Source organism: Kitasatospora sp. NPDC088861, from assembly GCF_044750105.1.
Classification (GTDB): Bacteria; Actinomycetota; Actinomycetes; order Streptomycetales; family Streptomycetaceae; genus Kitasatospora.
This window is the reverse complement of sequence record NZ_JBIVJF010000010.1, coordinates 136,687-149,676: the sequence shown is the minus strand read 5'-3', so window position 1 is coordinate 149,676 and position 12,990 is coordinate 136,687. Positions and strand designations below refer to the sequence as shown.

The 12,990-nt window shown below is 75.4% G+C and carries 5 protein-coding genes, 5 tRNA genes and 1 pseudogene; 7 read left to right on the top strand and 4 right to left on the bottom strand.

All coding sequences use genetic code 11. The features are described 5' to 3' along the window. Nucleotides 1-4 precede the first annotated feature (4 nt). The 5 genes from ACIP37_RS19325 to ACIP37_RS19305 all read left to right on the top strand — a co-directional run bounded on the left by ACIP37_RS19325 (nucleotide 5) and on the right by ACIP37_RS19305 (nucleotide 524). Nucleotides 5-77: transfer RNA gene (locus tag ACIP37_RS19325), tRNA-Gly, on the top strand. Nucleotides 78-117: 40 nt separating this feature from the next. Next, nucleotides 118-188, top strand: a tRNA-Cys gene (locus ACIP37_RS19320). 38 nt (nucleotides 189-226) lie between these two features. Further along, nucleotides 227-298: transfer RNA gene (locus tag ACIP37_RS19315), tRNA-Val, on the top strand. Between the two features lie 41 nt (nucleotides 299-339). Beyond that, nucleotides 340-411, top strand: a tRNA-Val gene (locus ACIP37_RS19310). A 41-nt stretch (nucleotides 412-452) separates the two neighbouring features. Then, nucleotides 453-524 (top strand) — tRNA-Val (locus ACIP37_RS19305). Nucleotides 525-821: 297 nt separating this feature from the next. Here ACIP37_RS19305 and ACIP37_RS19300 read toward each other — a convergent pair. After that, entirely contained in the window at nucleotides 822-1,019 is a 198-nt protein-coding gene (locus ACIP37_RS19300; RefSeq protein ID WP_363589710.1) for a hypothetical protein, read from the bottom strand. A 408-nt stretch (nucleotides 1,020-1,427) separates the two neighbouring features. On the opposite strand from ACIP37_RS19300, the pseudogene ACIP37_RS19295 reads away from it, so the two are divergent. After that, a pseudogene (locus tag ACIP37_RS19295) lies at nucleotides 1,428-2,756 on the top strand (serine/threonine-protein kinase); the annotation flags it as partial. A 786-nt stretch (nucleotides 2,757-3,542) separates the two neighbouring features. On the opposite strand, the gene ACIP37_RS19290 reads toward ACIP37_RS19295, so the two are convergent. After that, the gene (locus ACIP37_RS19290; protein WP_363583772.1) at nucleotides 3,543-4,355 is read right to left on the bottom strand and encodes an RNA methyltransferase; all 813 of its coding nucleotides are present in this window, start codon (nucleotides 4,353-4,355) and stop codon (nucleotides 3,543-3,545) included. 100 nt (nucleotides 4,356-4,455) lie between these two features. Between ACIP37_RS19290 and ACIP37_RS19285 the strand changes: the two genes are divergently transcribed. Beyond that, nucleotides 4,456-7,197 carry a SpoIIE family protein phosphatase gene (locus tag ACIP37_RS19285; protein ID WP_400803645.1) on the top strand — a complete coding sequence of 914 codons (2,742 nt, stop codon included), beginning with the start codon at nucleotides 4,456-4,458 and terminating at the stop codon, nucleotides 7,195-7,197. Between the two features lie 84 nt (nucleotides 7,198-7,281). Here the strand turns inward: ACIP37_RS19285 and cobA are convergent, their stop codons facing one another. Both cobA and cobT read right to left on the bottom strand, forming a co-directional pair. Next, nucleotides 7,282-8,559 (bottom strand): uroporphyrinogen-III C-methyltransferase, encoded by a 1,278-nt coding sequence (gene cobA / locus ACIP37_RS19280; RefSeq protein ID WP_400329803.1) that lies wholly within the window; start codon nucleotides 8,557-8,559, stop codon nucleotides 7,282-7,284. Nucleotides 8,560-8,668: 109 nt separating this feature from the next. Beyond that, nucleotides 8,669-12,532 (bottom strand): nicotinate-nucleotide--dimethylbenzimidazole phosphoribosyltransferase, encoded by a 3,864-nt coding sequence (gene cobT, locus ACIP37_RS19275; protein WP_400803649.1) that lies wholly within the window; start codon nucleotides 12,530-12,532, stop codon nucleotides 8,669-8,671. Nucleotides 12,533-12,990: the final 458 nt, after the last annotated feature.

Sequence of the window (12,990 nt, the reverse complement as noted above, 5' to 3'; positions counted from 1 at the left end):
ACAGGCGGACGTGGCTCAGTTGGTAGAGCATCACCTTGCCAAGGTGAGGGTCGCGAGTTCGAATCTCGTCGTCCGCTCGATGGAGAACAGTGTAAGATCGTTCTTCGTGTGTTGCCTGGTGGAGTGGCCGAGAGGCGAGGCAACGGCCTGCAAAGCCGTGTACACGGGTTCAAATCCCGTCTCCACCTCCGAGAGGTTCGACCGGTTCCGACCGGAAGACCTCCCCGCGCGATTAGCTCAGCGGGAGAGCACTACCTTGACACGGTAGGGGTCACTGGTTCAATCCCAGTATCGCGCACGTCGGATCCTTCGGGGTCTGCTGCAGGACCGCCACACCAGGCGCGATTAGCTCAGCGGGAGAGCACTACCTTGACACGGTAGGGGTCACTGGTTCAATCCCAGTATCGCGCACGTCGGGCCCTTCGGGGTCTGCTGCAGGACCGCCACACCAAGCGCGATTAGCTCAGCGGGAGAGCACTACCTTGACACGGTAGGGGTCACTGGTTCAATCCCAGTATCGCGCACAGTAACGGCCGGGGCCGCGATCCGCCAGGATCGCGGCCCCGGCCGTTTGGCGTTGACGACGGCTTCGGGACGGACGACGGCCGCGGGAAAGACGGCTGCGGGAAAAGAGAAGAGCCGCGTACGGTCGCCCTCACCGACGTCCGTACGCGGCGTCTCCGCCTGCCGGGGCGCTCTGCGCGCCACTCACGCCCGTCCGCGTGTCATCGCGGCCGCGCGGCCTCCCCGGCGGCACTGCTCCCCGTCCCCAGGGGATCAGTGCCCGTTCTGTGGCCGACCCCGTCGGGGCCGGCGTGATCTCAGCGGCCGATCAGATCGGCGACGGCCTGGGCCTGGTTCGCCATCTGATCCCAACCGCCGAAGAGCAGCACCAGCAGCACCGCACACGGCAGGGCCATGGCCAGCGCCACGGCCGGGTGCCTGGTGGGCTGCTCGGCCGACCGGGACTGGACGACGGCCGACCGACGGCGGGGGTCTCCCGTGAGCTGCGGTGCCATGCCCTTACTCCTGTGGTCCGGTCGAGTTGGCGCGGTGAACGGCTTACCTCGGGGGACGAGCTCCCCGTCCACCGCTGAACACAACGCTATTGCTCAGGGGGCCGTCCGGGCGTCATGCCGTCGTACTGTTCCTCGGGCATCCCGGAGGATGACGCTCAGACTTCAGGCGTACTACCGCAGGGGGAGGGAGCCTTGGCCGCACCCCCGGGGGAACCCTGAGGGGCAACCCCGAGAAACGCTTCGGCACCCCTATGACCTGCGGGTCAGCGCACGATCCGACAATCACACGGCTGCTTGAGGTGTTGCGTATCAGCACACCGCAGGGGGCAGTCCGTAAGCTGTGCCAGACAGGAACTGACGATGCCCCAACCGACGGGGCCTCACCCACAGGCTGACGGGGAACGAAACATGGCGATGATGCGGCTGAGGCGTGAGGACCCCCGCATCGTCGGGCCGTACCGCCTGCACCGGCGACTGGGCGCCGGCGGCATGGGCGTGGTCTACCTCGGCTCCGACCGCCGCGGACAGCGTGTCGCCCTCAAGCTGATCCGCGCCGAACTCGCCGAGGACCAGGAGTTCCGCACCCGCTTCGCCCGCGAGATCGCCGCCGCCTCCCGCATCCGGGGCGGCTGCACCGCCCGCGTCGTCGGCTCCGACATCGAGGCCGACCGTCCCTGGCTCGCCACCGCGTACGTGCCCGGGCCCTCCCTCTACAAGCAGGTCGGCGACGAAGGGCCGCTGAGCTGGCCCGAGGCCGCCCGGATCGGCGCCGCACTCGCCGACGGGCTGGTCAAGGTGCACGAGGCCGGGGTCGTCCACCGCGACCTCAAGCCCTCCAACATCCTGCTCTCGCCGCGGGGCCCGCGCATCATCGACTTCGGCATCGCCTGGTCGCGCGGCGCCAGCACCCTCACCCACGTCGGCACCGCCGTCGGCTCCCCCGGCTTCCTCGCGCCCGAACAGGTCCGCGGCGCCGCCGTCACCCCCGCCACCGACGTGTTCGCGTTCGGGGCCACCCTCGCCTACGCGCTCACCGGTGACACCCCGTTCGGATCCGGGGCGTCCTCCGAAGTCATGCTCTACCGGGTCGTCCACGAGGAACCCGACCTGTCCGCCGTACCCACGCCGCTGGCACCGCTCATCCGCGCCTGTCTCGCCAAGGAACCCGCCGAACGGCCCGGCGCGGCCGCGCTGCACGAGCGCCTCAGCGAACTCGCGGCGCGCGGGGCGGCAGCCGGAACCGCCACCCGGGCCGCGCGGCCCGGCCACGGGCGGGCGGCGGCACCCGCCCCGGCGGGCCCGGCGGCCCAGCCCGCCCCCGACGGCGCCCGGCACGGTGTGCCCGCGCCCGGGCGCTCCCCCGAACCCGCCGCCCCTGCACGGTCCCGGGCCGCCGCGGCGGCCGCGGTCCGGCGCTCGCAGGCGGCCACCGCCCCGCTCCCCCGGCCCGAGGCCACACCGGTGACCCGCCCGCTGCGGGAGCGACCGCACACCCCGCCCCCCGGCCGGCCCGGCACCCGCGACCGCGGGCACCCCCGGGACCGCCAGCACACCCCCGCCCCCGGCGGGCGGCCCGGCAACGCGCGGCAGCGGCTGCTGCGGCAGCGGCTCGTGGTCTTCGTCACCGTGACGCTCGGCGTCGCGCTGGCCATCGCGGCCGCCCAGGGGTGCGAGAACCGCAGCAAGCAGGGCCTGCGGCCCTCCGGCGGGTACACCGCCAGTGCGCCCGCCGCGGGCGGCGCGCAGGCCGTGACGGGGACCTCGGCGGACGGGGCCGCCGCGGCCCAGCCCCCCGCGGCCCAGCCCCCCGCCGCCCAGCCTCCGGCCACCCCGTCCGCCGCGGCTGCGGCCGCACACGGCGGCGCGGGCGACAGCCCGTTGGCGCCCCCGTACGGACCGGGGCCGGTGGTGGACTGGCCCAACCGCAGCTACCCCGACGGGGCCGGCGGGCCCGGCATCGCGCTCCGGGACGGCCGGTCGGTCGGGGCCGGCCCGCAGGTCGTGCTCAGCTCCGTGCTGCCCGCCCGGTACAAGGGCGCCCCGGCAGCGGTCGTCGTCCTGCGGCGGGCCGAGGGCTCGGTGCCGGTCGACCTCGTCCAGCTCTTCTCCTTCACCGGGGACACCCCGGTCGCCGCCACCTCCCGCACCTCGGCGGCCGACCCGCAGGCGACGGCCACCTGGCGGCTCGACGGCGGGACGGTCGTCCGCGAGGAGCGGGTCGCCGCGACCGGCGCGACCACCTCGACCCGCTACACCGTCCGTGCCGACGGCACCCTGGACGAGTCCTGGCCCGGCGCCTCCGGCCCCGCCACCCAGCCCCCGGCCGCCGCTCCGGCTCCGCCCACCGCCGCGGCGGGCTGAGCACGGGAAGGCTGCGGCGCAGGAAGTCGGCCTGGCCGACTTCCCGCTTCCCGCTTCCCGCTTCCTGTGTGATGAGAGCTCCCGCCCCCGGGGAGGCGGGGGGCGGGGGGCGGGTGGGCTCCTCCGGCGCGAGAGGGGAGGTCGGGCGGGCCGACCTCCCCGTCAGGCGGTGGGGGCGGTGACGGCGTAGAAGGAGACGGCGGCGGCGGCGCCGACGTTGAGGGAGTCGATGCCGTGGGCCATCGGGATGCGGACGGCGTGATCGGCGGCGGCGAGGGCGGGGCCGGTGAGGCCGTCGCCTTCGGCCCCGAGCATGAGGGCCGCCTTGGGGAGGCGGTGCGGGGCGAGGCCGGCGAGGTCGACGGCGCCGTCGGCGGGGGTGAGGGCCAGGAGGGTGAATCCGGCGGTGCGGACGGTCTCCAGGGCGGCCGGCCAGGGGTCGAGCCGGGCGTAGGGCACCGCGAAGACGGCGCCCATGGAGACCTTCACGGCGCGCCGGTAGAGCGGGTCGGCGCAGTCGGGCGAGAGCAGGACGGCGTCCATGCCGAGGGCCGCGGCGCTGCGGAAGATCGCGCCGAGGTTGGTGTGGTCGACCAGGCCTTCCAGGACGGCGACCCGGCGGGCCCCGACGAGCAGGTCCACGGCCTGCGGCAGCGGCTTGCGCTCCATCGAGGCGAGCGCGCCGCGGTGGACGTGGTAGCCGGTGACGGCTTCGGCGAGCCCCGGCTCGACGACGTGGACGGGGGCGTCCGCCTCGGCGATGACGTCGGCCATCACCTCCAGCCACTTGGAGGTCAGCAGCATCGACCGCATCCGGTAGCCGGCGGCGAGGGCGCGGCGGATGACCTTCTCCCCCTCGGCGATGAACAGGCCTTCGGCGGGTTCGCGCCGGCGGCGCAGTTCGACGTCGGTGAGGCCGGTGTAGTCGCCGAGGCGGGGGTCGGCGGGGTCGGTGATGGCGCTGGGTTCGGACACCCTGCGATCTTGCCAAGGCGGGGCGGGGAAGGCCAAACGGCCCAAGCTGCGGGGCGGGCTGGCCTTGGCCCTGTGCCAGCCATGGTGCAAACATGGCCGTATGGCCCGTTTTCCGGGCCGATCCTGGGCTCCGTCGGCCTCTGGTGCTACTGGTTCCGCCGGCTCCTCCGGTGGGCGCCCAAACGGTCGGCTACAGCTGCCACGCGCGAAGCGGCCGTGGCCCGTGCGAAACCGGTCGGTGGCCGGGCAGGTGTTCGCGCTGCAGGTCCTCGTCGTCCTGCTGCTGGTGGCAGCTGCCGCGGTGGCGCTGGTGGTGCAGTCGCGCACCGACGCCGACCACGAGGCCCGCAACCGGTCGGTGGCGGTCGCGCAGACCTTCGCCAACTCGCCGGGCATCGTCGACGCGCTGCGCTCCCCCGACCCGTCCGCGGTCCTGCAGCCCAAGGCGGAGGCGGCGCGGATGTCGTCGGGCGTCGGCTTCATCGTCGTGCTGAGCGACGACGGCATCCGCTACACCCACCCCGACCCGGCCCTGATCGGCCAGAAGTTCGTCGGCACCTACCTGCCCGCGGTGCACGGGCAGGTGGTGACCGAGCGCGTCACCGACTCGCTCGGCCCACTGGTCCAGGCGGTGGTCCCGGTGTACGCGCCGGACGGCTCGGTGGCCGGGCTGGTCTCGGCGGGCGTCACGGTGCGGAGCGTCAGCAGCGCGAGCGAGCGGCAGCTGCCGGTGGTGCTGGGCGCCGCCGCGGGCGCGGTCGGGCTGGCCACCCTCGGCACGGCGCTGATCAGCCGGCGGCTGCGGCGCCAGACCCACGGGCTGGGCCCGGCCGAGATGACCCGGATGTACGAGCACCACGCGGCCGTGCTGCACGCGGTGCGCGAGGGCGTCATGATCGTCGGCGCGGACGGCCGGCTGCTGCTCTGCAACGACGAGGCGCGGCGGCTGCTGGACCTGCCGCCGGACGCCGAGGGCCGGCCGGTGACCGAGCTGGGCCTGGAGCCCGCGCCCGAGGAACTGCTGACCGCCAACCGTCCGGTGACCGACGAGGTGGTGCTGGCCGGGGAACGGCTGCTGGCGGTGAACGTCCGGCTGACCGACCAGGTGGGCGGCCCGCCGGGCTGCGTCGCCACGCTGCGTGACTCCACCGAGCTGCTGGCGCTGTCCGGCCGGGCCGAGGGCGCGCAGCGGCGGCTGCGGCTGCTGTACGACGCCGGGGTGACGGTGGGCAGCTCGCTGGACGTGACGCGGACGGCGGAGGAGCTGGCGCAGGTCGCGGTGCCCCGGTTCGCGGACTTCGTCACGGTGGACCTGGCGGACCAGGTGCTGACGGGCGAGGAGCCGCCGCCGGGCACCTCGCTGGGGCGGATGCGCCGCGTCGCGCTCGCCGGCATCCGGGACGACGCTCCGTTCTACCCGGTGGACACGGTGCTGGACGTGGTGCCGGCCACCCCGCTGGCCGGGGCGCTGCACAGCGGGGAGTCGGGGCTGGAGGCCCGGCTGGCCCAGGCCCCGGGGTGGCGGGAGCAGGATCCGGAGCGGTCGGCCCGGGTGCTGGCGTACGGGGTGCACTCGATGGTGCGGGTGCCGCTGCGGGCGCGCGGGGTGCTGCTGGGAGTGGCCCGGTTCTGGCGGGCGGACCGCTCGGAGCCCTTCGAAGCGGACGACCTGGCGCTGGCCGAGGAACTGGTGGCGCACGCGGCGGTGTGCATCGACAACGCGCGCCGCTACACCCGGGAGCACGCGATGGCGGTGACGCTCCAGCACAGCCTGCTGCCGCGCAACCTGCCGCCGCAGAGCGCGCTGGACGTCGCGCACCGCTACCTGCCGGCCCAGGCCGGGGTGGGCGGCGACTGGTTCGACGTGATCCCGCTGCCGGGCGCGCGGGTGGCCCTGGTCGTCGGGGACGTGGTGGGGCACGGCCTGCACGCGGCGGCGACGATGGGTCGGCTGCGGACGGCGATCCACAACTTCTCGACGCTGGACCTGCCGCCGGACGAGCTGCTGGGGCACCTGGACGACCTGGTGAACCGGATCGACCAGGACGAGGCCGGGAGCGGCGAGGGCGCGGCCCTGACCGGGGCGACCTGCCTGTACGCGATCTACGACCCGGTGGCGCGGCGGTGCACGCTGGCCAGCGCCGGGCATCCGCCGCCCGCCGTGGTGGGCCCGGACGGGCGGGTGGTGTTCCCGGAGCTGGCGACCGGGCCGCCGCTGGGGCTGGCGGTGCTGCCGTTCGAGAACGTCGAGCTGGACCTCGCGGAGGGCAGCCGTCTGGTGCTGTACACCGACGGGCTGGTGGAGGACCGCGAGCGCGACATCGGTGAGGGGCTGGAACTGCTGCGGGCGGCGCTGACCGGGCCGCCGCGCACGCCGGAGCAGACCTGTGCGGACGTGCTCGGGGCGATGCTGCCGGAGCGTCCGCTGGACGACATCGCGCTGCTGGTGGCGCGGACCAGGGTGCTGGCGCCGGACCAGGTCGCGGAGTGGGAGGTGCCGCCCGAACCGGCGGCGGTGGGCGCCGTCCGGGCCGAGGTGGCGGAGCGGCTGGCGGCCTGGGGGCTGGACGAGGCGGCGTTCGTCACCGAGCTGATCCTGAGCGAGCTGGTGACCAACGCCATCCGTTACGGCACCGGGCCGATCCGGGTGCGGCTGCTGCGGGACCGGGCGCTGATCTGCGAGGTGTCGGACGGCAGCAGCACCTCGCCACACCTGCGGTACGCGGCGACCACCGACGAGGGCGGGCGCGGGCTGTTCCTGGTCGCGCAGTTCGCGGACCGCTGGGGGACGCGCTACACGGCGACGGGGAAGGTGATCTGGACGGAGCAGCCGCTGGAGTAGCCGCCCGGAGCGGCCGGCCGACGGGGGAAGTCGGATGGGAATCGGAGTGGGAAGTCGACGGGCCCGACTTCCCACTCCGGGCGCTCAGCGCGGGAAGGCGGCCGCCAGGACGTTGACGACGTCGCCGACCACGATCACGGCCGGCGGCTTGATCCGCTCGGCCTCGACGGTCGCGGCGACGGTGGCCAAGGTGGCGTCCACCCGGCGCTGGGCGGCGGTGGTGCCCTCCTGGACGATCGCGACCGGGGTGTCGCCCGGGCGGCCGTGCTCGACGAGCTTCGCGGCGATCGCGCCGATCTTGTCCACGGCCATCAGCAGCACCAGGGTGCCGCGCATCTTCGCGGCGGCCTCCCAGTTGGTGAGCGAGCGCTCGTCGTCCGGGCCGACGTGACCGGAGATCACGGTGAACTCGTGCGTCATGCCCCGGTGGGTGACCGGGACGCCGACCGCCGCCGGGACGCTGATCGAGCTGGAGATGCCCGGGACGACGGTGACCGGCAGTCCGGCCTCGGCGCAGGCGAGCAGCTCCTCGCCGCCGCGCCCGAAGACGTACGGGTCGCCGCCCTTGAGCCGGACCACGAACTTGCCGGCCCTGGCGTGCTCGATCAGCGTCCGGTTGATCGCCTCCTGGGCCATGAACCGGCCGTAGGGGATCTTGGACGCGTCGATCACCTCGACGTGCTCGGGCAGTTCGGCGAGCAGCTCGCGCGGGGCGAGACGGTCGGCGACCACCACGTCGGCGTCGGCCAGCAGGCGGCGGCCGCGCACGGTGATCAGGTCCGGGTCGCCCGGGCCGCCGCCGACCAGGGCGACGCTCCCCCGGCCCGGCTGCCCCGAGGCGCCGCCGACGCCGTGCGCGCGGAACTGGCGGACGGCCAGCGAGCCGTCCCGCAGGCCGTCCACGATGGCGTCGCGCAGAGCGGCGGAGTGGCGCGGGTCACCGGTGAGGACCGCGACGGTGGCACCCGCGTCGCGGCCGCTGGCCGGGGTCCAGGCGGTGGCGGCGGAGGCGTCGTCGCTGCGGGCGCAGAACACCCGCTCGCGCTCGGCCTCGGCGCTGACGGCACCGTTGACCGCCGGGTCGTCGGTGGCGACCAGGGCGTACCAGGCGCCGGCCAGGTCGCCGTCCCGGTACGGGCGGGCGTGCCAGGTGAGCTCGCCCGCGTCGGCCATCGCCTGCACGGCCGGGGTGGTGGCCGGCGATATCAGGTGCAGCTCCGCACCGGTGGCGATCAGCGCGGGGAGCCGGCGCTGCGCGACCTGGCCGCCGCCGACCACGACCACGCGACGGCCTGCGAGCAGCAGGCCGACCGGGTACGGGGTACGGCCTTCGGTGCTGGGGTGCGGGGTGGGCGCGGTCATCGGCGGTGCTCCTGATCGGGGGTGAGGGTCCGGGGTGCGGGTGCGGCGTGACGCCGCTCCGCGGACCGGCGCGCCCTCGGGCCGGTCCGCGGAGTGGTGACGGAGAACGTCAGCCCTTCTCGGTGACCCCGGCGGAGTCGAAGGTGGCTACATCGTGCATCGCCCGGGCCGCGCTCTGCACCAGCGGCAGGGCCAGCAGGGCACCGGTGCCCTCGCCGAGCCGCAGGTCCAGGTCGATCAGCGGACGCAGGCCCAGCTTCGCCAGCGCGGCCTGGTGGCCGGGCTCGGCGGAGCGGTGGCCGGCGATGCAGGCCGCCAGCACCTCGGGGGCGATCGCCTTGGCCGCCAGCGCGGCCGAACCCGCGATGACGCCGTCCAGGACCACCGGGGTGCGCAACGAGGCCGCGCCCAGCAGGAAGCCGGCCAGGGCCGCGTGCTCCAGGCCGCCGACGGCGGCGAGGACGCCGATCGGGTCGGCCGGGTCGGGCCGGTGCAGGGCCAGCGCGGCCCGGATGACCTCGATCTTGCGGGCGTGCGTCTCGTCGTCGATGCCGGTGCCGCGACCGGTGACCTCGGCCGGGTCGAGGCCGGTGAACACCGAGATCAGGGCGGCCGAGGCGGTGGTGTTGGCGATCCCCATGTCGCCGGTGACCAGTGCCTTGTTGCCGGCCGCGACGAGGTCGCGGGCGGTCTCGATGCCGACCTCGATGGCCTTGAGGGCCTCCTCGCGGGTCATCGCCGGACCCTGGGTCATGTCGGCGGTGCCGGGCTTGACCTTGCGCGGCAGCAGGCCGGTGGTGCGGCCCTGCTGGATGGCCTCCGGCAGTTCGGCGGCGACGCCGACGTCGACCACGCAGACCTCGGTGCCGATCTGCTTGGCGAAGGAGTTGATCACCGCTCCCCCGGCCAGGAAGTTGCCGACCATCTGGGCGGTCACCTCCTGCGGCCACGGGCTGACGCCCTGCGCGTGCACGCCGTGGTCACCCGCGAAGATCGCCACGCAGGCGGGCTCCGGGATCGGCGGCGGGCACTTGCGGGACAGGCCGCACAGCTGGGCGGAGATGATCTCCAGCATGCCGAGCGAGCCGGCCGGCTTCGTCATCCGCTTCTGCCGGTCCCAGGCCTCGCCGAGCGCCTTGGCGTCCAGCGGGCGGATGCCGCGCAGGGTCTCGGCGAGCAGGCTCTGCGGCTCCTCGCCGGGCAGCGCGCGGTTGCCGTACTGCTCCTCGTGGACCACCCAGGACAGCGGGCGCTTCTTGGCCCAGCCCTGCTGCTCCAGCTCGGGCTCGTCCGGGAAGGAGTCGACGAAGCCGACGCACAGGTAGGCGACGACCTCCAGGTGCTCGGGCAGGCCGAGCTCGCGGACCAGCTCCTCGTCGTCGAAGAAGCTCACCCAGCCGACGCCCAGGCCCTCGGCGCGGGCGGCCAGCCAGAGGTTCTCGACCGCCAGGGCGGCCGAGTACGGGGCCATCTGGGGCTGGGTGTGGCGGCCCAGCGTGTGCCGGCCGCCGCGGGTTCGGTCGGCGGTCACCACGATGTTGACCGGCGTTTCGAGGATGGCCTCGGTCTTGATTTCCTTGAACTGCTTGGCCCGGCCCTTGGGCAGCGAGTCCGCGTACACCTCGCGCTGGCGCTCGGCCAGGGCGTGCATCCGCCGGCGGGTCTTGGCCGAGCGGATCACCACGAAGTCCCAGGGCTGGGAGTATCCGACGCTGGGGGCGGTGTGGGCGGCCTCCAGGACGCGGATCAGCACCTCGTGCGGGATCGGGTCCGGGCGGAAGCCGTTGCGGATGTCGCGGCGCTCGCGGATCACCTGGTGGACGGCCTCGCGTTCGGCCTGGTCGAAGCCGGGCGCGGCCGGGCCGCGGGGCTCGGCCGGCTCTTCGGCCTGCGGTTCCTCGGCCTGCGCTTCCTCGGCCGGCTGCTCCGCCTGACCCTCCGTCTGCGGCTCCGTCGACTCCTCCGTCAGCGGCTCGGCGGCCTGCTCAGCCGGCTGCTGCTCGGCGGCGGGGGCCTCCGGCGCGGCGGCCTCCTCGGCGACGGCCTCGGCGGCCACGGGCTCGACGGCGGCCGACTCGGCGGTGGGGGCCTGCTCGGCGGACTCTGCGGCCGGGTCGGTGACGGGCTGGGCCTGGTCGTCCGGGGCCGCGGAAGGCTCGACGGCCTGGACGGCCTCGGAAACCTCGGCGACCGGCTCGGCGGCGGTCTCGATGGCGGTCTCGGCGGATACGGCAACAGGCTCGGCGGGCTCGCTGACCGGGGTGGCGTCCGCGACCGGCTGCGGCGCGGTCTCCGCTGCGGCGGCCTCGGCCTCAGGCTCGACGACGGGCTCGACCGGGGCCTCGACGGCCTGGTCCACGACCGGCGCGGCCTCCTGCGGCTGCCCGCCCTCGGCGGGCTCGGCAGCGACCTCGGCGGCGGGCTCGGCAACGGCCTCGGCGGGCTCGACGACGGCCTCGACGACGGCCTGGCCGGAGGGCATCTCGCCCGTGCCGGCGGCGGTCTCGGCGACCGCCTCGACGACCGTTTCGACGACGGGCTCGACCACCGCCTCCGGCGCGGGCGCCACGGCCTCGGCGGGCTCACCGGCCTCGACCGCGACCGCGACCACGGCCTCGACGGGCGGGGCGGCCTGGGCGGCCTGGGCCGGCTCCTCGGCCGCTATGGGAGCGGGCTGCTGCGGGGCGGCCTCCTCGGCCACCGGGGCCTGCGCGGCCGCCGCGACCGGAGGCAGACCGTGCGGGGTGGGCGCGGCGAGGAATGCGGAGATGCGCCGCGGCGGGCCGGCCGGGGCGGGGGCCTCGGTCTGTTCCGCGGGCGCGGCCTGCGCGGCGGCCTCGACGGCAACCTCGGCGACGGGCTCGACCGGCGCCTCAGCAGCGGCCTCGACCGGTGCCTCGGCGGGCGCCGTCACCACGGCCCCGGCGACCGGTGTGCCGCCCGGGTCGACGACCGGCCGGCCGGACTCCGCCGGGACCGGCTCGGCCACGGCGGCCTGCGCCGCGTCCACCGCGGCCTCGGCGACGACGGCCTCCGGCAGCTCGACGACCTCGATCACCTCGATCGCCCCGACCGTCTCGACGGCCAGCTGGGCCTCGACCGGGTGCGAGGCCAGCGGCACCTGCTGGAACTCCTGGGACTCCTGGGCCTCCGTCACGGGAACCGCCGGCACCACCGAGGGCGCGGGCGCCGCCGGAACGGCCTGCGGCGCGGCGGCCGGCGCCGGGGCGACGGCCTCGGCCATCGGCAGCCGGCCGACCACCGGGATGCCGTGCGCGGGAGTGCCGCCCTGCGACGGGCCGCGGTCGGCGAGCGAGCGCACCGGGACCTGGCCGGTCATCAGCGACGGGTCCGGGATCGGCGGACCGGCGTGCAGCGGGCGGCGCGGCGGCTGAGAAGCCGTCATCGCCTCCGTGGCCTGCGGGTGCGCCGGGGCGGCGTGGAACGGCTGCTGCGCCTGCTCGGCGCCGAGCACCGGCGGCTCCAGCGGCGGCCACGAAGGCTCGACCGGCGTGCCGTCCTGCTGCGGGGCGAGCGGCGTCTGCTCGGTCGGGAGGGGCGCCAGCGGCTCGCCCCAGGAGCCCTGCGGACCGGGCATCAGCAGGACGTCGTCCTCGTCGTCCTGGTCGAGGAAGTGGAAGGCCGGACGCGGGGCGCCCGGGTCGACGCCCCAGCCCTCACCGGGCACACCGGGAGCCGGTGCGCCGGGAGCCGACAGGCCGGGGGCCGGTACGGCGAAGCCGGACGCGCCGAGCGGCTGGCCCTGCGGCGGGATGACTCCCGCGCCGTGGGGCACCGCACCACCGGCCAGGCCGTGGCCCGGCGCCGTCGGGTTCGGGATCATGCCGCCGTCCGTCGCGACGCCCTGCAGGGGTGCAACGCCCGCGACGCCCTCCGGTCCGCCGAGCTGGTCCGGCCCGGCGTTCAGGTGCTCCGGCATTCCCTCGCCCGGGACGTGGCCGCCATCGGTCATTGTCAAACGCTCCTTCCAGGCCGCTGCCGCGCCCTTGGCGACACGATCACCGACCGCAGCGCCCATCCGCACGGGCCGGGCCTGCACCGGCCCGTCCCTCAACCACACGCGGCCGCCGCGCCGAGGCGCTGCGGCCCAAGTCCTTCCGGCGCACTGCGGCACCCCGGCCTGCGCGCCGCCCACACCGGGCGGCGCACCATCTGAAACAACGACAACCCGGAGGAACCGGCACGACCGCACCGGACCCTACGGCATTCTCCAGGTCCGGCACGCGGCCCGTCGAATTGCCCACACTCCGAGCAAAACCGGGTTGCACCACGTCAAAAAGGCGACAAACCGACTGAATCGGGTGGGTCGCCGACCGCCGCAGCCGCCCAGGACGCCACACTACCGGCCCAGCACGGTCACCTCTCGAATCGGTGTCCGGATGCGACCTGGATCACCGCCCGGCCCCACCA